Below are 25326 nucleotides of genomic sequence, written 5' to 3' on the forward strand. Positions count from 1 at the left end.
CGACTTCTTTACCTCCCTCCTAGCAAGTCTCCCCAAGAGAAAGGTGCCATATGAGCTTGGGAAAACTGACCGTCAATACCCGTGAGGACGGGTTCCTCTGCGACGGCAAACCATTCTTTTGGTTTGCCGATACGTGCTGGAGCGCCTTTACGAGCATCACCGAGGACGATTGGGATTACTACCTCACCCGCCGTGCCGAGCAGGGCATGAACGTACTGCAGATCAACACCCTTCCGCAGTGGGACCGCTGCCTGCCCGACCTGGGCATTTGGCCCTATGCGAGCGAGGACGGCGTGCACTTTGATTGGAGTGCACCCAACCAGGAGTACTGGGGCCGCGCCCGCCGCATGTGCCAGGCAGCCGTGGAGCACGGCATTCGCCCGGCGCTCGTGCTCATGTGGTGCAACTACGTGCCCGGTACCTGGGGCTCCGTGATCGCCGAGCGCCTGGGTGCCGAGGTCATGCCGCGCGAGGAGGTTCGCGCCCACGTTGCCCGCGTCGTCGAGAACCTGGGCGAGTTCGACCCCGTCTACGTGGTGACAGGCGACACCGACTTTAAGACCGACGAGGCTATCGCCTATTACGGGGACGCACTCGACGAGGTCACCAAGCTGGCTCCCGAGTCCTTGCACACCATGCATATCAACCGTGGCAACCGCGCCCTGCCCGAGCAGTTTGCCGATCGCTTGGACTTCTACATGTTCCAGCCCGGCCACAACTATAGCGGTCAGGAGGAAGCTTGGAAGCTGCCCGAGGATTTTCGCGCGCAGTATCCCAAAAAGCCGATGGTCAATTCCGAGCCCTGCTACGAGCAAATGGGCGCGAGCCGCAACGTGTACTGGCGTTTTACCGCGCAGGATTGTCGCGCGAGTGTTTGGTCGAGCATTCTGGCCGGTGCCAGTGCCGGCATTACCTACGGTGCGCACGGCGTGTGGAACTGGCAGACCTCTCAGAGCCGTGGCAGCGTCCTTGGCGAGGGCTTTGACATGCCGTTCCGCTGGCAAGAGTGCCTGCAGTTTGCGGGCGTGTGGGACTTTGGCCTGATCGAGCACGTGCTGCGCGGCCTGGGTGCCACGAGCGCGGATGGGGCGGTAGCTGTTGAACCCGCGCAGGAGCTGCTCGACGATGCACGCGAAGCCATCCGTGTGGCGCGCGTGGGCGAACGCGTGGTGGTCTATCTGCCGAGGACCACGGCCGTCAAGCTCAAACTCGAGGGCGGCGCCACCGCCTGGAATGCTGTGGCGTTTGACCTGGAGAATAAACGCGTGGCCAACCTGCCGGTTATGTCCGTCGACGATGCCGTGCGCGTGGCCCAGCATCCCTTCGAGCACGATGCACTCCTGGTGGTCTCGCCCGCTCAGTAGCGCGCGGTTCCAACGCGACCAGCGGCAAAAGGGCCCGAGTAACGACTACAGAATGAGGGTGGATAATCTCCCGTTTTTGGCCTGTGCGCAGGCTCAAAGTGGGAGATTATCCACCCTCGTCATTTAAGTGTCCAAAAATCCTCTCTCGTTTTATTTGAGCCCGGGCAGCTTGGTAAAGGGGAAGGACTGCTCGAGGAACTCGGAGCAGCGGGCGTAATCTTTGGCAAAGTAGCTGCTGTAGAGCGAATCGAGCACGTATTGCACGGCGATGTGACTGGCAAACTGCGTGATGCGGTGGCTCAGGCTCTCGATATCGCTCACGGTGAGATAGGCGGCAAAGCCGGGGTGAATGCGGGCACAGTATGGCGTGCCGATGACGATGACCGGGACATGTCGACTGCAGAGGATCGGCAAGATCTCCTTGAGGTTGGGGGCAAGGCCGCTGTAGGAGATGACGATTGCCGTATGGTCGGGGCCCGAGGCGAGCGCCGTGCGCACTTGGGCCTCGATATTGTCGTAGCACGTCGAGCTCTTACCGGCGGAAAGCAGGCGATCGCGGAACATTCCCGCCGGATACAGGTTATGCGAGCCCGTGTAGATGTCCACGGTGTCGGCGCGCAAGATAAGCTTGGCGGCGTAGTCGAGCTGTGCCGGGTCGAGGATCTCGCGCGTCTCGGAAAGCGTGGTCTCGTACAGTCGCGCCATGCGCTCGGAGATCTCCTGGGCGCTGGAGGTCGCATCAAAGGGAAAGTTGATATCCACCTCGGGGGCGGAGTCTGCGCGCGAGGCTGCGCGCATCAGCTCGACCTTGAGTTCTTTGAAGCCCTCGAGGCCGAGCTTTTTGCAAAAGCGGTGGATGCTCGCAACGGAGACATTGGCCTGGCGCGCAAATTCCTTAATGGAGAGCCCGCGGACGTCCTCGCCCATGGCGAGAACCATTTGCCCGAGCTGCTGCTCGGTGGGGGTGAGCTCCTTGCCTTGGGTGATTTTGCGCTTGATGTCCATATGACTCCTATGCGTTCGTATCGCGATGTATCAATCATAGCGGTAAACAAAACGCCCGGCTTGGCTGGGGAGAGCAAGCCGGGCGTCCCGTAGGGGGCCGTTACCCGAGCAAGCGGACGGGGCCGAGCAGGCCACTGGGCTCGGAGGGTTCGGTGAGGGCGAAGATGTCGGGGATGGCGTGGTCGAGGGTGTTGATCACATCGATCGTGAGCGTGTGCTCGCCGGCGGCAAGGGTGCCGAGCTCAAAGCGGTAGGGCGGACAGATACGGCATCCCAGGTCCACATCGTCAAGCGTGACCGTGGCGGTCTCAAAGACCTCGCCCAGGTCGAGCGCGGCGCCGGCGAGGTTCTCAGCAACGGCAAAGCTTGCCTGATAGCGGAAGATGCCCGCTTTGCCGGGGAATTCGGCGCAGGAAAGATCGTGCAGGTCGTCAAGCTCGACGGACTCGCCAAAGGCCAGGTGCGCGACATCGGCGTCGGGCGCGGCAAAGGAGACGTTCCAGGGGCCGTCAACGCGCGTGACCTCACGCTCGGCATCGGAGCCTCCGCGCTCGTCGGCAGCGGGCGCCTCGGTCCCGAGCACCACAATGCAGCTCTCGTAGGGCGCGAGCTCAAGCGTGTCGTCAAAGGCGACGGGTGCGCTGCCGTTGAGCAAATCGAGGCGCACGCCGTGCACGGGCGCGCCGTCAGCGAGCTCAACATGCGTGTGAATGCCCTGCTTGGGATGCTCGTTTACCAGCATGAGGTAGCTCTCGTCGGCGCGGTCGTAGCGAAGCGCGCGCAGCCACGGCTGCGGATCGGTGCACGCCACGGTCTGCATGCCGGCTGCGGCGAGCACGCTCGCAAGCTCAGAAGTGGCAACAACGCGCACGCCTGCAAGCTCGTTGGCCTCCACAGGGGCAAAGCCCGCGCGGCTGGCAGCTTCGCCGTCATAGCGCTTGCTCGGCAGCTTATCCAGGGCATATACGCCAACGCCTGCGGCCGCAGCGCGCGCGGCAAAGTTGAGTACGGCCCCGCCGGCATATTCGGCGTTGGGCATCACCAGACAGCGGTACGCCTGGCCGTTCACGCTAAAGCCGCTGCCGTCTGCGGCGAACTCCACGACGTAGCGCCCGGCGTCATCAAACGCCTCGGCCGGCACGATATCGAAATCGACCTGCGCACGCGCAAGCTCGGCGGCGGCATGCTGCATAAACGAGGCCTCGCCCGCCCACTCGGCGTCGGCGTGGTACAGAAGCGCCACCGGTGTGACGGCTCGTCCACCCGAAAGCAGGCTCGAGGTGCGGTTCATGTAGCTCATGAGCTTGCCAAGGTGCGCAAACTGGGGGTTCTGACCGTGCGCGTAGAAGTGCGGCGGGCAGTCGAAGTCGGGGAAGGCTGCCATGCTAAAGGCGTGCGGCACAAACCAGTTGACGCCGCGCACCATAAAGTGGTCGGCGATCCATTTCATCTCGCGCAGGCCCTCGTGCCAGCCAAAAGCGCCAAACACCTCGGCCATGCAGCGGCCCTGCTTTTTGGGGTCGAGATGCGCTGCCGAGGAGCCCAGCTTGGGCAGCACGTAGTTGTAGAACTCCAGGTCCCACACGCCGCGGCCGTAGGAGTGGAGTCCCTGGTCCATGCCGGGGATGAGCTGGTTGATCACGATGTCCACGCCCGCCATGTCCTGGCCGCCCACGGCGCGGAAGTAGTGGCCGGCGCCCACACCCAGGCGCGCGTGGCAATCCTTGTCCTCGATCACGTGGCCGATATACTGCACGCCGTGCGCGCGGCACCAGTCGCCGAGCTGGTCGCAGAAGCACTCCTTGTAGAGCGTGCTCGCAATGTCCATGTACACGTGGCGCACGTGCGCGCCGGCGTCCTTGCGATCCCACAGATGCGGGAGCTCGTCCAGGTAGCGCTCGCCCAGCGCCGCGCGCAGGCGGCGCTCGAGCTCAGCCGACCAGGGCAGGGGCGCGGTGGCCTTACCGATGAGCGTGTCGGAGATACCATCGGCGCCGGTGACGCCCTTCTCGTTGGCAAAGCCGGGTTCATCGGAGAAAAAGCCCAGGATGGTCTCGCCAAACTCATCGCCCAGATGCGCAAAGTGCGGCTCGTACACGGCATCGATGAGCTGCGCCACCGAGGCACGGTCGACCATGTTGATGTAGTCCTCGTTGTAGGAGGTCTTGCCGCTCGTGAACATTACGCACGCCTGCGTAATGCCGGCCGGTGCGTCAAAGACCAAGCGGCAGGGCATGCCGTGCTCGTCCTCGATTACGCGGTGCTCCACCTCGACGGCGCACCCCTCCTGCATAAACGTAACGCCATAGAAGCGCTCCGTCTTGTCGAACATGTTGGTGAGCACGATGCTCGCCTGCGGCGTGGGGCCCACCACGTCGATGGTGCGGTGGGTGAGAACGACCTTGCGGAGCTCGGGCGCCGCCTTCTTGACGGCGCCGTTGGCGTATCCGGTGGGAAAGTGTGCGTCGTCCAAGATCCAGATCTTGAGGCCCAGCTGCTTACACGTGTCGATCACAAAGCGCAGGTCGCGCCACCAGCCCTCACCGCAAAAATCGGGATGCGGGCGACTCTCGAGGCAGACCTCGTGGGTATCGGCGCCGGCAATCTTCTCCAGATACTCGGCAATGGTCTGTTGGCTCTCGCCCTTCATCCACAAAAACGGGAGCACGTGGTTGTCGTAGGTACCGTTGAGTACCTGCTGGTAGTACGCGGTCATGGATCCTCCTTGCAAGCCGATGGTGGGCAGCGTATGTTGCATGACTCCATTCTGGCGTGCGGGCGGCGGCGTGCTAATATCCAAATCACGGCAGAATATGACCGAATCAACGATTGGCGGGGACATGGAGATCTTGGAGCTCGAGCGCCGGCTGAGCGAGCTGAGCGCCAGCGAGAGACGATATAGGGACGAGGCTCCCTTTGACTGGTCGATCATGACCGAGCGCGTTGAGGTCGATGGACGGTCGGTGCGAAAGATCGGACAGATGGGGGCGGAATATGCTCAGGCCGAAATGCCAGCTGGCCTGATGATTAGGAGAAACTCGCGCTTTAACGCGGTACCCGAGCATGTGCACGACTACGTTGAGATCAGCTATGTGTACCGGGGGCGCTGTCCTCAGACGGTTGCGGGGGAGAAGCTCGTGCTCGAGCGCAACGAGGTGCTGCTGCTCGATGCCGCCTGCCCGCATGCGGTGGCAGCGCTCGGCGAGGATGATATCATGCTAAGTATGACCGTTTCACGTACCTTTTTGCAGCGCAGCCTCGAGGCGAGCCTCTCGCGCGAGAGCGCGGTATCGCGGTTTTTGTTCAACGCGCTCAACAGCGAGACCGACCATCGCGGGCACGTGCGCTTTCGCTGCGGGGAGAGTCGGCGCGTGCGACGCTACATGCAGGAGATGCTCTGCGAACACTACGAGCCGAGCCTCAACAGCGCCGAGATCGTTCTGCGCCTGTTTCAGCTCCTGTTGGCCGAGCTCATGGATTGCTACGAGCGCGAGCTCGTGCGCGGCGCGGCGGCGGGGCGCGATGAGTCGGGGCGCGCGGCCTCGCTCGTAGCAGGGATGCTCGGCTATATCGAGCGTTCGTTTGCCGCCTGCTCGCTCGAGGAGATGGCGGCACGCTTTCATGTGAGCCCTAACTACGCGTCGGCGCTGCTCAAGCAGCATGTGGGAAAGACCTATCGGCAGCTGGTCCAGGAGCGCAGACTCGTGCGTGCCGTGGAGCTCTTGCGCGCGGGTGCCACGGCCGAGGCGGCGGCGCGCGCCGTTGGCTACGAGAACATGAGCTTTTTCTATCGCAAGTTCCGCGCCGCCTACGGCTGCACGCCGGCAAAATACCGTGGATGAGTAAGACGGAACGGGCTTTTAGCTATCGATATGCCACACCTAAATACTGTGTCTCATGTTTCGTTTCATCCACCCAGGTTGGAGGGTGGCCGTCAGGTCGATTTTTGCCCCGTCTAGGCCTCGGTATCAAAAAGTGTCAGCCGGCGGACGTGTTGGGGCGAAAAGAAGTGTCCAATGCAGCGCCTCCGCGCCTTGGGCGCCCGGGCGCGCGCGATACTCAGCTCAGCACATAAAACCCGCTGCGAGGAGGCACATATGGGATTTCCCGAGGGATTCTTTTGGGGCGGCGCCACGGCCGCAAACCAGTTTGAGGGCGCATGGAACGTTGACGGCCGCGGCCCCAGCGTAGATGACCACTTCCTGGGCGGCAGCTACAAGGAGCCACGTCAGATTACGCTCGACATCGACCCCAACCGCTTCTACCCCAATCACGACGGTATCGACTTCTACCATCACTACGAGGAAGACATCGCGCTCTTTGCCGAGATGGGCTTCAACATGTTCCGCATGTCCATTTCCTGGAGCCGCATCTTCCCCAACGGTGACGATGCCGAGCCCAACGAGGCCGGCCTCGCCTTCTACGACCGTGTCTTCGACTGCCTGCGCGCACACAACATCGAGCCGCTTGTTACGCTCAGCCACTACGAGATGCCCTATGCCCTGGTCGAGAAGTACAACGGTTGGGAGAGCCGCGAGCTTATCGGCTTCTTTGAACGCTATGCCCAGACCGTGCTCGAGCGCTATCACGACAAGGTGACCTACTGGCTCACCTTCAACGAGATCAACTGTGGCGCCCTGGACCTGGGCAACCTCTTTGAGACCAGCATGATTCGCGGCTACGAGGGCCCGGCCTCCGGCGCCCACACCACCCCGCAGCAGCGCTTCCAGGCCCTCCACCACCAGTTTGTGGCGAGCGGTCGCGCCATCCGCTATGCGCACGAGCACTTCCCCAAACTCAAGATGGGCAACATGGACTGCTTTATCCTGTCCTATGCCGCCACGTGCGACCCGGCCGACGTCTTTGCCACCCAGCAGGAGATGAACACCATGAACTGGTACTGCTCCGACGTGCAGGTGCGCGGCAAATACCCGTTCTACGCCAAGCGCTTCTGGGCCGAGAACGGTATCGAGCTTAACATCGCCGACGGCGACCTGCAGGACATCGCCGACGGCAAGGTCGACTTCTACACCTTTAGCTACTACATGTCGGGCACCGTGGGCACCCACAAGGACCACGAGATGACCGAGGGCAACATGACCCTTGGCGGCAAGAACCCCTACCTCGAGAGCACCGACTGGGGCTGGCAGATTGACCCGCTGGGTCTGCGCATCGCCCTCAACGAGATTTACGCCCGCTACGAGATTCCGCTGATGGTGGTCGAGAATGGCATGGGCGCCTACGATGAGGTCGAGGAGGACGGTTCCATCCACGACCCGTACCGCATCGCCTACTTGCAGAGCCACATCAAGGCCATGGGCGAGGCCATTGCCGACGGCGTCGACCTGATCGCCTACACCTGGTGGGGCCCAATCGACCTGGTTTCCGCCGGCACCGGCGAGATGCGCAAGCGCTACGGCTTTATCCACGTCGATAAGTACGATGACGGCACCGGCACCTACGAGCGCCGCCGCAAGGACAGCTTCTTCGCCTACCAGAAGATCATCAAGTCCAACGGTACCGAGGGCCTGGCTTAATTGACAAGATGAGTGCCACCGGGGAAAAGCGTTGGGATGGGCTCGCGATTCGAGTCCCCACCTTAGCATTTGAACCATTTGGCACTATAATCACCATAGGCATGCGCACAACGTTGCGCTTAATCAAGAGGAGAAAACGTATGGGTCTGTTTGACATGTTCAAGAAGAAGGCTGAGCCCGCGACTGCCGCTGCTCCGTCCTCCATCTCTGCTTCTGCCGGCGCCGACGTGCTGTGCTCGCCCGTCAAGGGCAAGGTCATCAAGATGGCCGACGTGCCCGATCCCGTCTTTGGCGGCGAGGTCCTGGGCAAGGGCTGCGCCGTGTGGCCCGAGGACGACCTGGTCTACGCTCCCTGCGACGGCAAGGTGACCGTCACCATGGGTCACGCCGTGGGCCTGCAGTCCGATAGCGGCATCGAGGTTCTGGTGCACGTTGGCGTCGATACCGTCAACATGAACGGTGATGGCTTCGAGGGCTTCGTCAAGGCCGACGACGTTGTGAAGGCTGGCCAGCCCATACTCAAGATCGACCGCGCCAAGATCGCCGCTGCCGGTTACAAGGACTGCGTCGTGGTGGCCGTGTCCAACACCGCCGAGTTTGCCGATGTCGAACTCGCCGTCGAGGCCGACTCCGCTGTCGCCGCCGGTGACGCCATCGTTAAGGTCGTCCGCAAGTAAACTGCGGCATCCAAAGGATGTGCAAGGGTGGTCGGGTTTTCCGGCCACCTTTTTTATTGCACCGCGGGGAAGCGTTTTATTGCACGTTGGGCGGGCTTGCAAACCGTTCGGACGCTAAAACGAACCGACCGCGCCTTCGCGTTGCCGAGGGCGTTCATAAGTGGATAGTATGGGCTTACTTATTACAACGTGCGCCGCGTCCGGGAAGCGCGGTGCCGCTCATTGGGAGGAACAACATGAAAAAGAAGCTGCTGCTTGCGCCCCTCATGGCCGTCTTGGTTGCATGCGTGGTCGTGCTTTCCGGCTGTGGAGGTCCTTCGGTTGAGGAGCTCATCACCGAGGATCTTACGACGCAGTTTGACGAGGTCAAGAACGGTGGCGACGACTTCCTCTCTGGTCTGGAGGAGGCTTCGGGCGACGAGTTCGGGCAGCTGGGTATCGATCCCAAGGAGTACGCCAAGACCTATCTCGAGGGTTTTGACTACAAGATCGGCGACGTGACGGTCGACGAGGACAAGGGTGTCGCGACCGCCGAGGTCTCTATCACATGCAAGTCTATGAACAAGATCGTCGAGGACTTCTCCACTCAGTATCAGGAGAAGGTCGCTGCGCTTGACACGGTTCCTTCCGATGACGAGCTGTACAAGATGGCCGGTCAGGTTATGGTCGATGTGACCAAGGCCACCGAGCCCAGGAAGACCACGGTTATCTTCAAGTACACCTGCAACGACGACGGCGAGTGGTCTGCCGATGACTCCGTCAACTCCGAGATGATGGATGCAATGCTGAGCTAGTTTGTTGCGGCGTTTTACCAAACGCCGCAACTGCTCGACGCTGCGCGGGCACCAGAGCGACAACTTGTCATTCAAAGAGGACGGCATGACCAGAAGGTCTATGCCGTCCTCTTTTCATGCCAATTTGTTCGCTCTGGTGCCCGCTCGCTGTCCGTCCTCTACCTGCGGCGTTGCCATGGTAGTCATTGGGGCGGCACTTGGGGACGTTCCTTTTCTGCCGGCAGTTGGGGACACTCCTTGCGCCAGCGTTGCATCGAATGCTCGGGAAAATACGAGCCGGTATTTGGCCGAATAGCGGGTCGCGGTTTCCGGATGGGGTGGGTTGTGGAAAGTGCGACCCGGAATATTGCTCTGAAACGGGATGCCGTTTCCCCGACAAGGCTCAACCGGAAAGCGCATCCCATTCTGGGGCGGCAAAACGGGATGCGCTTTCCGCGCGACAGAATCTATGCAGCCGTGTTGAGCGACAGCCCCGCTACTCGCCCAGAATCAGCGCCGAGAGCTCGTCTTGGGTGTCCACCACGTAGTCGGCGCCGGCGGCTTCCAGCTCTGCGCGGCCGCGGAAGCCCCAGCTGACACCGGCGCTCTTGAGGCCGGCATTGTGACCGGTCAGGATATCGACATTGGAATCGCCTACATAGAGTGTGGTTGCCGGATCGGCGCCTAGCTCTTTCATCACATGCAGCGTAACAGGCGCCTCGGGCTTGGGAGGAAACGCATCGACGCGGCCCTGCACCAGCGCAAAGCGCTCGGAACCAAAGTATTTCTCGATAAGCGGAACCGCCGAGACGTGGTCCTTGTTGGTGAGCACGGCAAGCTGCACGCCCGCGGCGCGCAGGCGGTCGAGCATCTCGATAGTACCGGCATAGGGGGCAGTGTGGTCCTCCTTGTGCTCGCCGTAATAGGCCCTAAACTCGGCAAGCGTCTGCTCAAACATGCGACCGTCGCCCGCATACTCGGCAGGCATAAAGCGCTCGACCAGCTTGAGCATGCCGTTTCCCACCTTGTAGCGGTACTCGTCTACGGCAAACGTGGGCCAGCCGTGCGTCTCGCAGGTATGGTTGCCGGCGGCCGCCAGGTCCTCGAGCGTGTTGAGGATGGTGCCATCCAGATCAAAGATCACATGGGAAAAAGCTGCTGCCATGGGTGCTCCTGCCGCTTGAGTTGTAAAACGCACCCCATGATACTGGGCATGCGTGCCGGGCATGTTTGGAATCTGAATATCTTTAATAGCCCTGAGCCTTTGTCGTTAGCAAATCCTCGGCAGCTGCTCTCCTACGAGCATGTCGAGGATGCGGGTCGAGCCCCAGCCGGTGCGTACGCGCACGGCGGGGCGGGCGTCCTCGGCAAGCGGCAGCACGCGACCGATAATGGCGGCATTCTCGCCGTAGCGGGCGGCGCGCATGGCGGCCAGTGCCGCATCTGCCTGTTCGGCCGGCACCACGGCGACCATCTTGCCCTCGTTTGCCACCTGCAACACATCGTAGCCGAGCATCTCGCAGGCTGCCTGCACGTCGGGGCGCACAGGCACGGCATCCTCGTCGACCTCCATGGCAACGCCGCTGGCCTGGGCAAACTCATTGAGCGTGGACGCCAGGCCGCCGCGCGTGGGGTCGCGGAAGCAGCGTGTTTCGGGTGCTGCGGCAAGCACATCGGCAATCAGGTGGTTGAGCGGCGCGGCATCGCTTTCGATGGTGCTCGAAAACGCCAAGCCCTCGCGTTGGCTCATGATGGCGATACCGTGGTCGCCCAGCGTACCCGATACCAGAATGACATCGCCGGGCTGGCAGTTGGCGCCGCTGAGCGCTACGCCCACGGGCACTTCGCCCACGCCGGCGGTATTGATGTAGACGCCGTCGGCCCCGCCGCGCTCGACCACTTTGGTGTCGCCGGTGATGATCGCCACGCCCGCCTCGTGCGCCGTCTCGGCCATCGTTTGCACAATCTGGCGGAGCTTATCCATGGGATAGCCCTCTTCGAGGATAAAGCCGCACGATAGGTAGCGTACGTTGGCGCCCGAGGTCGCGACGTCGTTGACGGTTCCGCATACAGCGAGGCGGCCGATGTTGCCCCCGGGGAAGAACTGCGGCGAGACTACAAAGCTGTCGGTCGACATGGCGATGCGCCCGCTCGCGGGCAGCGCGGCGACGCCGGCATCGTTGCCCTCGAGCAGCTCGGGCGACCCAAAGGCATCCAAAAAGACCTCATCGATGATGCGTTTCATCATCTGACCGCCAGAGCCGTGGCCCAACAGGACAGTGCTATCGGTGGCAGTACGGGACATATCGAAAACTCCAATCGTGGGGGGTCGGCAATAGCTGAGTGTGGCAGAATCGATGTTAAGTAAAAGTCAGCGAGCGCCATTCAGGCGAAGTGAGTTGCCTTGAAAGAGGAGGCTGCTGGGCTTTTGCCCGCAGCCGACGATTGAAAGGCAAATCGCTCGCCTGAATGGCGCGCAGCGTCGACCGGTCCGCCGTTCGTTAGAACGGCGGAACCTAACAGCCTCGGTAGCGGAAATATGCTGCACAGCTGCCCTCGGAGCTCACCATGCACGGTCCGACGGGATGTTCGGGCGTACATGCGTGGCCGAACAGCGGGCAGTCGCTCGGTGTAATGGCCCCGCGCAGCACGTCGCCGCAGCGGCATCCGCGCGGCTCAACCGTCGCCTCAACGGGCACGTCAAAGCGAGTGCGGGCATCAAAGCGCGAGAACTTGGGGCGGATGGAAAGGCCCGAGTTGGCAATCGGCCCCAGCCCGCGCCACGTGGTGTCGCATGGCTCAAACACCTGCTCGACCAGCTGGCGCGCCACGGGGTTGCCGTCTGCGTTGACGCCACGGCGGTAGGCGTTGTCGATTGCGGGCCTGTGCTCGACAACCATCTGGACCAGCATGCAGATGCCCTGCAAGATATCGACCGGCTCAAACCCGGTGACTACGCCGGGGGTCTCGAACTCATCGACCAAAAACCCAAAGGGTGCCAGGCCTGTGATGGTAGCGACGTGACCAGGCAGGATAAAGCCGTCGATGGCGGTCTCGGGGTCGTTGGAGATCGCACGCAGAGCCGGCGGCGTGGTCTTGTGAGCACAGTAGACCGAGAAGTTCTGGAGCCCGCGCGCGTCGGCCTCCAGGATAGCGGCGGCAATGGTGGGCGTTGTGGTCTCAAAGCCGACGCCCATAAAGATGACCGGGCGTTCGGGATTTTGCTCGGCAATGTCGAGTGCGTCGAGCGGAGAATAGACGATGCGGATGTCGCGCCCCGCCGCCTTTTGCGCGGCAAGCGAGGTGGACGATCCGGGCACGCGCATCATGTCGCCAAAGGTGGTGATGATGGCGCCGTCCATGTTGGAAAGCGCGATTGCGTGATCGATGTCGCGGTTGGCGGTGACGCAAACGGGGCACCCCGGGCCGCTTAGCAGTTTGAGCCCCGTCGGCATAATGGAGCGAAAGCCATAGCGGCCAATGCTCACGGTATGCGTACCGCAGACTTCCATAAGGTTGATGCGGCGCTTGCCGACAAGCTCATGAATACGATCGATGAGCTCGCGAGCCAGCCTGGGGTCGCGAAATGCCGAAAAGTCGATACCGGAGCGCGCCGGCTGTCCGGCCGCCACTAGTATGCCTCGGCCGGATTGCTGGCCAGTTGGTCTTCTTCGGCCAGCTCGGTCATGGTATTGACGAGCTCGAGTGTCTCTTGGGCTTCCTGCTCGTCGACAATCTGAATGCCAAAGCCGGCGTGCACGAGAATATAGTCGCCTACCTGTGCCGTCGGCACGAGGCGCAGCGAAATGGGGCGCTCGATGCCCATCATGTCGACGGTCGCCTTAAGGTCGTCGTCGCGTTTGACCACTTTACCGGGAACGGCAAGGCACATAATGTTCCCCTTTTATACGTTTTGCGCTGGACAGGCGCCTAATTACCCATCAGTTGATGGTAGCGCTCGCGGGAGTCACGAGCAAACGCGTTACACCTGTGAGACGGCGGCGCGCAGGCTGGCAAAACAGCCTATCGCAACGCCGTCTGCGCGAGGCGAGCGCGAGCGATGGCGGCCTGACCGTAGGCGATGCAGCCGTCGTTGGCGGGTACAGCGTGGGGGACCAAGACGGCAAGACCGGCGTCTTTGAGTTCGTGGGTAAGGAGCTGAAGCAAAAGCCGGTTCATGAACACACCGCCCGAGAGCGCGACGGTATCGAGGCCTTCGCGATCACAGATCTCGCACGCGATGTGGGTCGTAGCGTGCGTAATGTCGATGTGAAACCCGAGGGCGAGCCGGTCGGCCGGCACGCCTGCCACGATTCCATTCAGAAGAGCTTCGATGAGCGGTTGGGGGTCCAAGATGGGGGAGTCGTCCGCAGACGTGAATACGCCTGTATGATTGCCGTCGAGACGAACGGGCTTACCGTCAAGCGCGCGCCAGGCGGCGGCTTCGAGTTCTATGGCGGGTTCGCCCTCGTAGGTTGCCTTGCCGCAGATGCCCAGAATCGCTGCTGCGGCATCAAAGAGACGCCCCATGCTGCTGGTGCGCGGGCTGTTGATGCCGCGCTCGATCATGGTGGCTGTCACGCTGCGCGTTTGCTCGTCGAGGCTGTCCAAAAGCCGAGCGGCACCCGGGTGCTCGAGCAGGCCGAGCTCACTGAGCAGGGCAAAGGCATTGCGCCGGGCGTCGCGCACGGAGGCCGCCCCGCCGGGGAGCGCCCAGGTGCGCAGGTGCGCGGCGCGCTCAAAGCCGCCAAGGCTGGCAACAAGAAACTCGCCGCCCCAAATGGTCCCATCGGTGCCGGCACCCGTACCATCGAAGGCAATACCGAGGACGCGTGCATCAGGCGCAAGCCGGCCAGCGACAATCGCCTCTGCCATTACGCTCGCGATGTGCGCATGATGATGCTGGATTTCGATAAGCGGCAGACTGTGCTCCCGTGCCCGCTCACGCGCCCACTGGCTCGATAGATAGTTGGGATGCATGTCGCATGCCAGGGCGGCAGGCGTCAGGTCAAAGAGGTTTTCTAGACGTGCGCGGGCGGCGCTCCAGGCATCGAAGGTCGCGCCGTTTTCGACATCGCCGATATGCTGCGACACAAAACAGGCCACATGGCCGTCGGCGTCCTCGCGCGTGAGCGCGATCGTGGCTTTTTGCTGCGGCCCGCAGGCGAGCACGCAGGGCGCGACGGCGTCGAGTACCGGCAGCGGCAACGGCCGAGGCGCATATCCGCGAGCGCGGCGCACGGGCATAACGACCCCACCGACTGCGCGCACCACGGAATCATCGTAGCGCGAGAGGATCGCGCGGTCGTTGCCGAGTAGCGCGTCGGCAATGCCGGCGGCAACGAGGTGTTCCCAGGCAAGGCCGTCATCAGTTTCGATAGGTTCCTCGCTCAGGTTTCCGCTGGTCATGACCAGCGCGTGCATGCCATGCGACGCGGCAGCTGCAAGCAGCAGATGCTGAAGCGGTGTATAGGGGAGCATGACGCCGAGCTCGGGTAGATCGTGCGCGACGGATGGCGCGAGTGTAAGGCCGTCGGGGGAATCTCCCTCGCCAACAGCACGGCGGCGCAGCAGCACAATGGGGCGGATGCTACCGGCCAGCAAGCCGCGCTCGGCATCATCGACATGGCACAGGCGTTCAGTATCGGCAAGGCTGCGCACCATAACGGCAAGCGGCTTGTTGCTGCGGCGCTTGCGACGGCGCAGCTCGACCACCGCCTGCTCATTGGCGGCGTTGCAGGCCAGATGGAATCCGCCCAGGCCCTTGATGGCGACAATACCGCCGCTGGCCAGCAACTCGACACAGCGGTCAATAATGGCATCGCTGGTTTCGCGCGTGCTGCCGACGGCTGGCGTCGCCCCCGAGTCCTCGAGCTCCATGTCGCCCGCCGCCTCGCGCCAGGTAATATGTGGCCCGCAGTCAAAGCAGGCATCGGGCTGCGCATGAAAGCGCCGGTCAAGCGGGTCGGCATACTCTGCGGCGCACTCGGGGCACATGGGAAAGCAATCCATCGACGTGGCCGCTCGGTCATAAGGCAGCGACCGGATGATGGCAAAGCGCGGCCCGCAGTTGGTGCAGTTGATAAAGGGGTAGTGATAGCGTCGGTCGGCGGGGTCGAACAGTTCGCGCAGGCAGTCGTCACAGGTGGCGATATCGGGGGAGATGAGCGTCGTGTGCATGGTCTGATCCCGCGACGCTACGATACGAAAGGCCTGCTCATCGTCGGCATCCCAAGCATCGGGCTCCAGGTCTGCAACAGCGACATGCTCAACGCGGGCCGCGGCAGGCGCGTGCTCCGACAGCGCGGCGACAAAGCCGTCGAGTGCCTCGACCGAAGCATGCGCCTCGATGTGTACGCCATCGCCCGCGTTGAGCACCCAGCCGCAAATGCCATGCGCCATAGCCTCGCGATACACAAATGGCCGCATGCCAACGCCCTGCACAATGCCCGTTACATGAATATGCACATGCCGCATGTGGCTCCCCTTCATTGAAGTGTGTGCTGTTAGAGCCCCAGGCTTTGCTTGGTGGCGGCGCAGGTGAGCTCGCCGTGCTTAACGCCGCGCAGCCCTAGCAACCGGTCCGCTAGCTCATAGACGCGTTTGCCGCGACCCTTGAGTGCCAGAATCTCCAGGCAGTTGTGGTGGTCCAGATGCACGTGCATGGTCGAGACGATCTCGTCGGTGTAGTCGTGCTGCACCTCGTCCAGACGGCGCGTCAGATCGCCGGTATGATGGTCATAGATCATGGTGAGCGAACCGATGACCTGCTCGTCGGGCGTGCGCATCTGCTCCTTAGCGATCGAGGCGCGAATCAGATCGCGTACGGCCTCGGATCGGTTAGCCACGTCACCGCGGCGCGCGATCTGCTCGTCAAAGCGGCGCAGCAGGTCGTCGGGCGCGGTGACCGAAAAGCGGACCAGCTCGGAGCTGGGGCCGCTGCAGCGGCAGCTCGCATCGTCGTCCGCACCGTGGCCGTGCGCGTGCTCGTGCTCGGCCACGTTACACCAGTTTCACAGAGCCGACGGAGTTGTGATCTGCCTCGATGGCCTCCTCGTAGCCCTCGAGCGCATCGTGCGCCTCGTGCAGCGCAGACATGGCGGCCTCGAGCTTGGCGCCAATGCGCTCCATATCAAAGTTCTCGGTCGCATGCAGCAGCTGATGGCTCCACTCGTGAGCGAGCTCAATGGTGTCGTCGACCTGCTTGACGCTCATAGCAAGCTGGCTCATGTTCATTCCGACGTCATGCATGGGGAGTCTCCTTTTGTACGGGGCGATATGGTGGTTCAGATTCTACTACGCCCGCCTTGGGCGCCGCCGCATAAGAAAACGGGTGCGAGTCCGTCTGACCCGCACCCGTTCACTGGGGGCTGTTTGTATCTACCATACTATCCGTGGTCGCGTGCCTTGCGTTTGGCACTCCGGCGAGCGGTGCGAAACCGCTCATGGACGGCAGGCAAGTAACAAGCGTATTACAGATGTTTCTCCAGCAGTGCCTGAAGTCTTGCCTTGGGTAAGGCGCCGACCGAGCGGTCGACCTCCTCGCCGTTCTTAAAGACGATCAGCGTGGGGATGCTCATGACGCCAAACTTCATGGCCAGGTCCTGGTTGTCGTCGACGTTGCACTTGGCCACAGCCAGCTTGCCGGCCAGCTCGTCGGCAACCTCGTCTACGATGGGCGAGAGCGAGCGGCAGGGGCCGCACCACGGGGCCCAAAAATCAACCAGTACGGGCAGGCTATCGTTGACGACAGCGTCGAAGTTCTCGGGGGTAATCTGCTTAATGTCAGCCATGGTGACCTCCATAATGCGACGCGGCTTGGCCGCGTAAAAATCAGTACGACCGTGCTTATACCCAGCGGCCCGCAAAGCAACCACTCGCGGGCGGCTCTTTTATATAATGGTGGGCACGCAAACGATTGGAGAGCGCATGCCCACGTCACAAAGCCAGAAAAAAGAAGCCATCGCTCAGGCGACCGAGCAGGAGCTCGCGTCGCTTGCAGATCGCGGTGTGCGTATCGCGGGCAACGCGTGCTCGCCGATTGTGCTGGTCAAAGGCGATTTGGATGAAGCCGAGTGCTTGGGCGGCGAGCTGGCCGCCGGCGCGGATGGCGCCGCGTTGCGCAAGGCGCTCGGCGCCATCGGATATGCCCCCGAGGATTTTTGCGTGCTGGCAAGCGTCGCCGGCGCGGGCGACGGAGCGGTCGCGGCGGGCGATGCCCTGACGTGTGACCTGTTCCGCGAGGCGCTGGAGACCTTGGACCCCGAGGCGGTGCTGCTGCTGGACAACAGTGCGGCCGATGTCATGCGCGAGACCTATGCCGATATGCTTGTGGCGATTGATGACTTTGACACCGCCATGCTCAAGCCCGGCCTGGTCGCCCATGTGCAGGGGCGCCGCGTGCTGGCGCTCGACGGTTTTGAGGCGGCGCTCACCGACAAGGCCGCCAAGCAGCGCATGTGGGCCTACATTAAGCAGCTGACCCCGGCGGCTGCACCGCTGTAGCGAGGCTGGCGGCGGCCCCTACATCACGGCGCGCAGCTCAAACCGGTCGCCGTTAATGCGGAACTGGCAGTTGCCGTTCATGCGCTCGACGGCAAGCTTAATGCTCTTGGTGCCAAAGCCGTGCCCAGTGTGCTGAGCCACGGGCATGCCGTCGACCATGTGCGGCGCACGGCCAAACGTGTTGGAAACCAGCAATAGAAGCTGACCGTCTTCGTAGCGAAGGTCCAGGTCGACAAACCGCTCGCCTTCGGGGGCGGCGCTCGCCGCGGCGATGGCATTGTCCAGGGCGTTCGATACCACACTGAATAGATCGACATCGCCCACGTGGACGGTTTCGGGCACGGCGGCGCGCAGGTCGGCGGTGATGCCGTGCGCGTTGATGTCCGCGGAAAGCGACGAGAGCGCAATGTTGACCGTTTCGTTGGCGCAGTAGCGGCGCACGGCGGTGCGGTCGTTGGTCTCGCAGAGCGCGTCGATGCGCTCGAGTGCCTCATCGGTGTGACCCTCTTCGATCAGGGCCGCTAGACCGCGCAGGTAGTGGCGCATGTCGTGACGGAGAACCGAGAGCTCGCGTCCGGACTGGCGCCAGGCTTCGAGCTCTTTGATGGCCGCGTTGTCGCGGGTCGCGAGCATCCAGCGCTCGCGCTCGGCGATTTCCTTTGCTTCGTATTCGCGAAGGTAGACGGCAAGAAACATAAGGTAGAAGGCGCAGAGAGCGAACGCCAAAAACTCAACGGTTACCACCGAGCCCGAGTGGAAGAGCGTGGTATAGACGTTGGTGGCGTAGTCGAAGATGTAGTAGACGAGCGGCAGGATGAGCAGAATCTCCAGCTCGGTGGGGCTTTTGATCGCCAGGCGGGGGCCAATGTCGCTTGCCCAATGCAATAAGACGGCAAAGACGCCGAGCGTGGTGATGATGCGCGCCACGTAGTATGCGACCTGCGAATCGGTGGCGGCGAATGCGGCGATGCCCATCCAGTTGCTAAACTGGCAGCTCAGGTAGGCACTGGTAACGCCCAGGATGGCGAGCAGCGGACTCAGGCGATAGCGTACGCACAGGTAGACGACAAGCGGCAGATGCACGACGAGCGGATAGGCCTGACGGGCGAAAAGCTCGCCGCCGACGGCATTGGCGAGGCCGAATGCGCATCCGGTTGCGGCGCCGACCCCCACCAGCTCGAGCGAATGGCGGCCGTCGATCTCGACGCCGCATAGAGCCGCCGAGGCAAAGACGCCAAAGAGCAATGTCGTCGCATGGTGGATTGCCCAAAGTACCAGTTCTGCCGAGGAAAGCATCAGCGCCTCCCGCCCTCGAACCGTGCCGCAAAGTAGGCATCCTGGAATCCCTGCTTGCAGCTGCGCGCCAGCGGGATGCACGCGCCCGAGCGCATGACGATATCCGTGCGGTTAAAGTGGTCGATATTGCGCAGGTTGACCTGGTAGCTGCGGTGACATTTAAAGAAGGTCGCGTTTTGGGCCAGCTGGTCCTCGATGCTGCGGAACGGCTCGAGCGCCTCGATATCGCGGCCATCGCGCAGGTGGAAGACCACGTGCTTGTTGCGAGCCTCGGCATATTCGATATCGGATAGGCGCAGGGCATGGTAGCCAAAGGACGTTTTGATGACGAGCTCTTCGGTCGCGGCCGGACGCAGGCTCGAAAGCTCGTCGAGCAGTTGCGCCAAGCGCTCGTAGGTCACGGGTTTGAGCAGGTAGTCGAAGGCGCGGACCTCGTAGGACTCAAGCGCGAACTCGGGCGATGAGGTCAGAAACACCAAGCGTACGGCGGTATCGGATTGGCGCAGCTCGCGGGCGGTGTCCATGCCGTTGACGAGCGGCATGATCATGTCGAGCATGATAATGTCGGCGCGCGATGCGGCATGGCGTGCCAGCAGGTCCTCGCCGCGCGTAACGAGCGCAACATCGACCGCCGTACCCGTCTCGGCCGACCAGCGGTTGATCATGCGGTGCAGATTATCTAGAAAGGCGACGTCGTCGTCGCAGGCGATGATTTTGAGCATATTGGGCCCCCTTAGTACCTCGATTTTGCCACATCGTGCACGCGCCGCCCGCGGGGGTGCGTTCCATTTGCGCCTCACGGTACGCAACTCGCGCCGAGCAGCAGGGTGTCAAAACATGCGGTTGCACAATACCAGGTGGATATATATGTCAATTTGAGCTGACGGCTGACGAGGGAGCATGCCGGCCGCCAGTGCCAAGCGATATCGGACATCGCGAAAGCATAGGGGTAAGGGGAGCTGTGATGAGGGAGAAGAAGATGGGGATGCGCGCTGTGTTGACTCGTCTGCTGAGCATCGCCACCGTGGCATGCGCACTCGTGGCGACGCCAGCGGTGGCCAGCGCCGAGACTCAGATCATGCCAGACGGGGTGAAGGCGGAGGTGCTGCCGCTTACGCAGGCCAACAACGAATCCATCCAAATCTCCGAGCCGGGCAGTTACGTACTTAAGACGGCTGAGGGTAAGGTCACGCCATCTTCGGGTTGCACCATCGACGCGCCGGATGCGTCTCGGATTAATCCTGTGAGGATCTACATCGATGGCACGGTCTACGTGAACGATAAGATTAACGGGCGGGTTGAGCAAACTTGATGGCTGTTCAACATCAAACAGGGTAGCAATATGCCCTCAATGTTGCACGAAGCGCCAGCTGCAACATAAACGGCGGCGATTCGCGAGCGGACGGATCGTCGCGCGTTTCGCGGCAGCGAGCAGTCGCTTGGTATCCAACTGGCAAATGACGAGCTCGCGAAACTGCTCGAGGTCCCTCTCGCCGAGCCCCTCTTCAATCTGAGGGGCAGGTATCGCGATCAATTCAACAAGCCGCTGTACGTGGGGCAGCAATATATCATCGGGTCGCGATACACCTTTTCGATGTAGCGTCGCGAAGGGCGCCCTTCGCCGTTGCGGCGCACGAGTGGATTCAGGAGAACCATCATCATGGTCCAAGGAGCCTTCCCTTCAAAGCCGTCATCTTCGATATGGACGGCGTCATCGTCGATACCGAGGCGTATTACCAGATCGAGCAGCGCGAGTTCTTCGAGGAATTCGGCATCGAGGTGAGCGACGAGGAGCTGTTGGCGACCGTGGGCGCCTCGTTCCAGTCGTTCCAGCGCTCCCTCGTCGACTGGTTGGGCCGCATCGGGCGCGTGGTGACGCCGGACGAGGCCCTGCGCATCTATCGGGATTGGAAGAACGGGCGCGAGGTCGATTACGCCGCACTGATGAATCCCGGCGTGCACGAGGTCTTGGCGGGTCTCAAAGAGCGCGGCGAGCGCCACACGCACGCCGCGCGCTCGTTTTCGGCAAACGCTTTCCTTCTCGGAAGGGAAAAGCCGGGTATAGAACCCGTCCCATCGCCGCTGGTATCATAGCTAGGCGAAAGGAGGTCAAAGCCGATGGACGTGCAGCTGGCGCGATTTGCGCTCCACATCATGGAGCACGAGGGCATCAAGCCCGCTGAGCTTGCCGAGGCGTTCGGCGTGAGCGTTCGTACCGTGCGCAACCATGTGCAGGCGGTCAATCGCAGCCTTGAGGGCGTCGCGTCTATCGACCTTGCGCGCGGGCGGGGCTATACCGTTTCCGTCGCCGACGAGCAGGCGCTTGATGCGATATTCGAGCAGGCGCGCAAGCAGCGGCGTGCGTCGTTGCCCCAGACGGCCGAGGCCCGCGTCTCCTATCTCCTCAACGATTTGCTCTCGCGCAGTGATTACATCGCCATCGACACACTGGCGAGCGTCCTTTATGTATCCCGGACGAGCATATCGAACGATTTGAAACAGGTCGAGGAGCGCTTGGCGCAGTTTGGCCTCGCCATCGACAGGCGCAGCCATCATGGCATCAAGGTCATCGGATCCGAGATGGCCAAGCGTCTGTGCCTCGCGAGCCTCGCCATGGAGGGCTCGGATGAGCTGAAGGGCGCGGCGCGCCTCTCGGTCGACGCCGAGGCGTATCGTGCGCTGTTCGACGTGGTTTCCGATTGCGTCGACGACGTGACGACCGAGGAACGCTTCGCCATCAACTCGGTCGCCTACCGCAACCTCATCACGCATATCGTCATCGCTTTGTTGCGGATACGCGAAGGTTGCTATGTGCCCATGGAGGGCGAGCAGCTCACCGAGATTCGGAAGTCCCCGAGTTTCCCGATTGCCCGGCGCATCTCCGATGCCATCGGCGCACGCACCGGCGTCGTTTTGCCCGACGAGGAGGTCGCCTATATCGCCATCCATCTGGCGGGCAAGCGCCTGCTCGGGGATTTCGATGCCGGGGATGATCAGGAGGCGGGGCTTGTCATCTCGGATGAGGTGTGGGATGTCGTGACGGGCATGCTCGACGCGGTGTGGCGCACGTTCCGATTCGACTTGAGGCACGATTTGGAGCTGCGCATGAATCTCGCGCGCCATCTCGTGCCGCTCGAGGTGCGCTTGCATCACCATCTGCATCTCGATAATCCCATCTTGGGGGACATCAAGTCGCGTTTTCCGCTTGCCTATTCCATGGCCGTCGAGGCGGGCTCCTCGTTGGCGGCGCATTATGAAGCTGAGCTTTCCGAGGAAGAGATTGGCTACATCGCTCTCTCCTTCGCCTTGGCGCTCGAGCGCCAAAAGACCGATGCCCCCAAGAAACGCATTCTGGTGGTCTGTGCCTCGGGCTCGGGCAGCGCCCGGCTGCTGGAGCACCGCTATCGTCAGGAGTTCGGTTCGTACGTCGAGCATATCGAGACATGCGATGCCGCCCACGTGCGCTTCGTCGACTTCTCGCGCATCGACTATGTGTTCACGACGGTTCCGCTTGCCGAGGAGGTGCCGGTCCCGGTACGCCAAGTGGGCTATTTTCTGGACGCGGCAGAGGTGAGCGACGTGCGTGAAATCCTGCTTTCCGATTCGCGGCGGTCGGATGCCCGCCCGCTGTTCTGCGAGGAGCTTTTTCTGCCGCATGCGTCGTGCTCGACGCCCGAGGAGGCAATCGAGCTGCTGGTCGGCAAGGCCTCGCGCGTCTACGACCTTTCGCCCGATTTCCTCGATTTGGTGTATCGCCGCGAGCAGACGGCTCCGACGGCATTCGGCAACCGGGTCGCCATGCCGCACCCGCTCGAAGCGGCGAGCACGCAGAGCTTCGTGGCCCTCGCCCTCACCGACGAACCCATCATCTGGGGAGGTCGCGAGGTGCAGGCGGTGTTCCTCGTCTCAATCGCCCGCGATGCGACCGACGTCTCCGAGGGCTTCTTCTCGGCGATGTCTGAGCTGGTTTTGAGCGAGGCGTTCATCGACCGCCTGCTTTCCGAGCGCTCTTGGCAGACGCTCATCGAGTTGGTCGATCCCATCGAGTCGTGCTCCGCACGATAGCCCATACGTTTTCCATTGAGATATTTGCAAACCGAGAGGGAGGTGAAAACCATGGCAGAGGAGGAACAGAGCACCGAGATGATCTCCTTCGGCATCATCGCTTCGGCGGGTCAGGCGCGCAGCCTCGCCTTCGAGGCGCTGAAGAAGGCCAAGGAGCATGATTTCGAGGCGGCGAAGGCCCTGCTCGAGCAGAGCAAGGAGGCCGCGCTCGAGGCCCATCACGTGCAGACCCAGCTTCTTTCCAAGGAGGCTTCGGGCGACCATACCGTCGTCGACGTGATGCTCGTGCACGCCCAGGACCATCTCATGACCTCGATGCTCGCGCAGGAGCTGGTCGAGGAGATCGTGAATGTGTATCGCGAGCTCGACGCGACGCGCGCCGAGTAATGCGGGCGGGATGGCGCGCTCAAGGCCGCCGTCTTTGTTGATACGACCGTTATGCAAGGAGAATCAAAACAATGAAGGTATTGCTGGTTTGCGCCATGGGGATGTCCACGAGCATTCTCATGAAGAAGCTTGAGAAGTATGCCGCTGAGCAGGGGATCAATTTCAGCATCGCCGCCCAGAGCGTCAACACGTACAAGACGGTCTGCCATGAGTATGACTGCATCCTCATGGGTCCGCAGATTTCCTATCAGAAGGACAACATCGCCGCCGAGTCCGGCATGCCGGTCGCCGTCATTCCGCCGACCGATTACGGCACGGGCAACTGCGCCAATATCATGAAGCTCATCGAGTCTCTCGTCCAGGGCTAGATACCCGTCTCGATCGAAGAGAAACGGAACACCAATGTCCAAACTTGACAACCTGTATCAATCCCCAGTGATGATGAAGCTGCAGGAATGGGGCGGCAAGCTCCAGGCCAACAAGGCCCTGTCCGCCATCAGCGGTGGCATGATGGCGGCCATGGCGGTCATCCTCGCCGGCGCCATCTTCACCGTCGTCGCCACGCTGCTGGATATCGTAGGCGTGCTCGAGACGACCGACGCCGCCTATATGTGGCTCACCACGCCCTATAACATGACCATGGGCATCCTGGGCGTCGTCGTGGCCTTCGCCGTGGGCTACATCTACTCCAAGAACTTGGAGATGGAGGGCGCGCTGGCGAACGGCATCGTCACCATGATTCTCTTCCTGCTCGTGTGTGCTCCCGTTCAGAGTGTCACCCTGCAGGATGGCTCGACCATGAGAGTGCTCGCCACCACCTACCTTGGCGGCACCGGTCTCTTCACCGCGCTCATCATCCCGCTGGTTTCGGTCAAGATCATCGATTTCTGCCAGAAGCATCACGTGAGCCTCAAGATGCCCGACGCGGTTCCGCAGTTCCTTTCGGACGCTTTCGCGACCCTCGTGCCGCTCGTCATCTGCATCCTGCTCTGGCATGGTCTCAACACGCTTGCCCAGATGACCATCGGCGTCGTGCTCCCGGGCGCCATCGCCGGTATCCTGTCCATCCCGCTGACGCCCCTCATGTCGGTGCCCGGCATGTTCGTACTCGCGTTTGTGTGCCAGCTGCTCTGGAGTCTCGGCATCCACGGCGCGATGGTGCTCTCTCCGGTCATCATGGCCCCCATGATCCAGTTCTACACCCAGAACGCCGAGCTCGTCGCCTCCGGCCAGGCTGCCATGTTCGCTCCGATCGCCCTGTATGGCGTCATGTCTTGCTGCGGTGGTAGCGGCAACGTGCTGCCGCTCGCCGTGCTTTGCATGCGTTCCAAGTCCGAGCAGCTTCGCGCTGTGGGCAAGGCCGGTATCGTTCCTGCGGTGTTCAACATCTCCGAGCCCATGGCGTTCGGTACTCCCATCATCTATAACCCCATCATGGCCATCCCGTTTATCCTGAACCCCATGATCATCATGTTCTTTGCCTATATCGGCTACTCGCTCGATTTCTTCCAGCCCGGCCACCTGCTCATCATGACGCAGCTGCCGATCATCATGCAGAGCTTCATGCCCTCCCTTGCGTGGCAGAACCTCTTCATTGCCCCTATGGCCTTCGTCATCGCCTTCTTGGTCTACCTGCCGTTCGTGAAGGTGTATGACCATCAGCTGTGCGAGAAGGAGGCTGCCGAGAAGGCCGCTTCCGAAGCGTAGGGACCATCTT

The 25326-nt window shown here is 62.1% G+C and carries 25 protein-coding genes; 13 read left to right on the top strand and 12 right to left on the bottom strand.

The window, feature by feature from the left end:
* Positions 1–50 precede the first annotated feature (50 nt).
* Entirely contained in the window at positions 51–1364 is a 1314-nt protein-coding gene (locus tag DXD49_RS00520; protein WP_117793921.1) for a DUF4038 domain-containing protein, read from the top strand.
* Positions 1365–1514: 150 nt separating this feature from the next.
* Here the strand turns inward: DXD49_RS00520 and DXD49_RS00525 are convergent, their stop codons facing one another.
* Complete coding sequence (locus DXD49_RS00525) at positions 1515–2369, bottom strand: MurR/RpiR family transcriptional regulator (protein ID WP_117793922.1); 855 nt, start codon at positions 2367–2369, stop codon at positions 1515–1517.
* A 100-nt stretch (positions 2370–2469) separates the two neighbouring features.
* Entirely contained in the window at positions 2470–5085 is a 2616-nt protein-coding gene (locus DXD49_RS00530) for a glycosyl hydrolase (RefSeq protein ID WP_158564826.1), read from the bottom strand.
* A gap of 97 nt (positions 5086–5182) precedes the next feature.
* On the opposite strand from DXD49_RS00530, the gene DXD49_RS09570 reads away from it, so the two are divergent.
* From DXD49_RS09570 to DXD49_RS00555, 4 genes are all read left to right on the top strand, one after another.
* Complete coding sequence (locus DXD49_RS09570; RefSeq protein ID WP_158564827.1) at positions 5183–6211, top strand: AraC family transcriptional regulator; 1029 nt, start codon at positions 5183–5185, stop codon at positions 6209–6211.
* A gap of 255 nt (positions 6212–6466) precedes the next feature.
* On the top strand, positions 6467–7906 hold the full coding sequence (locus tag DXD49_RS00545) for a glycoside hydrolase family 1 protein (RefSeq protein ID WP_117793925.1): 1440 nt from the start codon (positions 6467–6469) through the stop codon (positions 7904–7906).
* Between the two features lie 140 nt (positions 7907–8046).
* Positions 8047–8583 carry a PTS glucose transporter subunit IIA gene (locus tag DXD49_RS00550; protein ID WP_117793926.1) on the top strand — a complete coding sequence of 179 codons (537 nt, stop codon included), beginning with the start codon at positions 8047–8049 and terminating at the stop codon, positions 8581–8583.
* Between the two features lie 236 nt (positions 8584–8819).
* Entirely contained in the window at positions 8820–9377 is a 558-nt protein-coding gene (locus DXD49_RS00555) for a hypothetical protein (protein ID WP_117793927.1), read from the top strand.
* Between the two features lie 475 nt (positions 9378–9852).
* On the opposite strand, the gene DXD49_RS00560 is transcribed toward DXD49_RS00555, so the two are convergent.
* The 8 genes from DXD49_RS00560 to trxA all read right to left on the bottom strand — a co-directional run bounded on the left by DXD49_RS00560 (position 9853) and on the right by trxA (position 17149).
* Positions 9853–10521, bottom strand: coding sequence for an HAD family hydrolase (locus tag DXD49_RS00560; protein WP_117793928.1), 669 nt, complete (start codon positions 10519–10521; stop codon positions 9853–9855).
* Positions 10522–10626: 105 nt separating this feature from the next.
* Positions 10627–11661 carry a hydrogenase expression/formation protein HypE gene (hypE, locus tag DXD49_RS00565; protein ID WP_117793929.1) on the bottom strand — a complete coding sequence of 345 codons (1035 nt, stop codon included), beginning with the start codon at positions 11659–11661 and terminating at the stop codon, positions 10627–10629.
* 211 nt (positions 11662–11872) lie between these two features.
* Entirely contained in the window at positions 11873–12988 is a 1116-nt protein-coding gene (hypD, locus tag DXD49_RS00570; RefSeq protein WP_233505206.1) for a hydrogenase formation protein HypD, read from the bottom strand.
* On the bottom strand, positions 12988–13248 hold the full coding sequence (locus tag DXD49_RS00575; protein ID WP_117793930.1) for a HypC/HybG/HupF family hydrogenase formation chaperone: 261 nt from the start codon (positions 13246–13248) through the stop codon (positions 12988–12990). The genes hypD and DXD49_RS00575 overlap by 1 nt, the downstream gene beginning before the upstream one ends.
* A 131-nt stretch (positions 13249–13379) precedes the next feature.
* Positions 13380–15833, bottom strand: coding sequence for a carbamoyltransferase HypF (gene hypF, locus DXD49_RS00580; protein ID WP_117793931.1), 2454 nt, complete (start codon positions 15831–15833; stop codon positions 13380–13382).
* A 29-nt stretch (positions 15834–15862) separates the two neighbouring features.
* Positions 15863–16357 (bottom strand): nickel-responsive transcriptional regulator NikR, encoded by a 495-nt coding sequence (gene nikR, locus DXD49_RS00585; protein ID WP_117793932.1) that lies wholly within the window; start codon positions 16355–16357, stop codon positions 15863–15865.
* Position 16358: 1 nt separating this feature from the next.
* Positions 16359–16607, bottom strand: a complete 249-nt coding sequence (locus DXD49_RS00590) for a hypothetical protein (protein WP_117564540.1) — start codon at positions 16605–16607, stop codon at positions 16359–16361.
* A 221-nt stretch (positions 16608–16828) separates the two neighbouring features.
* A complete protein-coding gene (trxA, locus tag DXD49_RS00595) occupies positions 16829–17149 on the bottom strand; it encodes a thioredoxin (RefSeq protein WP_117793968.1) in 321 nt (106 codons plus the stop codon).
* A 136-nt stretch (positions 17150–17285) separates the two neighbouring features.
* On the opposite strand from trxA, the gene DXD49_RS00600 reads away from it, so the two are divergent.
* Positions 17286–17861 carry a hypothetical protein gene (locus DXD49_RS00600; RefSeq protein ID WP_117793933.1) on the top strand — a complete coding sequence of 192 codons (576 nt, stop codon included), beginning with the start codon at positions 17286–17288 and terminating at the stop codon, positions 17859–17861.
* A gap of 18 nt (positions 17862–17879) precedes the next feature.
* Here DXD49_RS00600 and DXD49_RS00605 read toward each other — a convergent pair whose 3' ends face one another.
* Together DXD49_RS00605 and DXD49_RS00610 are read right to left on the bottom strand one after the other, a co-directional pair.
* Positions 17880–19157, bottom strand: a complete 1278-nt coding sequence (locus DXD49_RS00605; protein WP_117793934.1) for a sensor histidine kinase — start codon at positions 19155–19157, stop codon at positions 17880–17882.
* The gene (locus tag DXD49_RS00610; RefSeq protein WP_117742917.1) at positions 19157–19879 is read right to left on the bottom strand and encodes a LytTR family DNA-binding domain-containing protein; all 723 of its coding nucleotides are present in this window, start codon (positions 19877–19879) and stop codon (positions 19157–19159) included. Before DXD49_RS00610 ends, DXD49_RS00605 begins: the two co-directional genes overlap by 1 nt.
* Before the next feature lie 242 nt (positions 19880–20121).
* On the opposite strand from DXD49_RS00610, the gene DXD49_RS00615 reads away from it, so the two are divergent.
* The 7 genes from DXD49_RS00615 (at position 20122) to DXD49_RS00645 (ending at position 25316) form a co-directional block, all read left to right on the top strand.
* Entirely contained in the window at positions 20122–20469 is a 348-nt protein-coding gene (locus DXD49_RS00615) for a hypothetical protein (RefSeq protein WP_117793935.1), read from the top strand.
* Positions 20470–20547: 78 nt separating this feature from the next.
* Positions 20548–20757 carry a UTRA domain-containing protein gene (locus tag DXD49_RS10025; RefSeq protein WP_117742962.1) on the top strand — a complete coding sequence of 70 codons (210 nt, stop codon included), beginning with the start codon at positions 20548–20550 and terminating at the stop codon, positions 20755–20757.
* A 92-nt stretch (positions 20758–20849) separates the two neighbouring features.
* The gene (locus DXD49_RS00625; RefSeq protein ID WP_369831593.1) at positions 20850–21251 is read left to right on the top strand and encodes an HAD hydrolase-like protein; all 402 of its coding nucleotides are present in this window, start codon (positions 20850–20852) and stop codon (positions 21249–21251) included.
* A gap of 24 nt (positions 21252–21275) precedes the next feature.
* On the top strand, positions 21276–23222 hold the full coding sequence (locus DXD49_RS00630) for a BglG family transcription antiterminator (RefSeq protein ID WP_117742914.1): 1947 nt from the start codon (positions 21276–21278) through the stop codon (positions 23220–23222).
* 51 nt (positions 23223–23273) lie between these two features.
* A complete protein-coding gene (locus tag DXD49_RS00635) occupies positions 23274–23609 on the top strand; it encodes a PTS lactose/cellobiose transporter subunit IIA (protein WP_117742913.1) in 336 nt (111 codons plus the stop codon).
* Between the two features lie 71 nt (positions 23610–23680).
* Entirely contained in the window at positions 23681–23977 is a 297-nt protein-coding gene (locus DXD49_RS00640) for a PTS sugar transporter subunit IIB (RefSeq protein ID WP_117742912.1), read from the top strand.
* Between the two features lie 34 nt (positions 23978–24011).
* On the top strand, positions 24012–25316 hold the full coding sequence (locus tag DXD49_RS00645) for a PTS sugar transporter subunit IIC (RefSeq protein ID WP_117742911.1): 1305 nt from the start codon (positions 24012–24014) through the stop codon (positions 25314–25316).
* Positions 25317–25326: the final 10 nt, after the last annotated feature.

It is taken from the genome of Collinsella sp. TM05-38, assembly GCF_003466445.1.
In the GTDB taxonomy this organism is placed as follows: Bacteria; Actinomycetota; Coriobacteriia; order Coriobacteriales; family Coriobacteriaceae; genus Collinsella.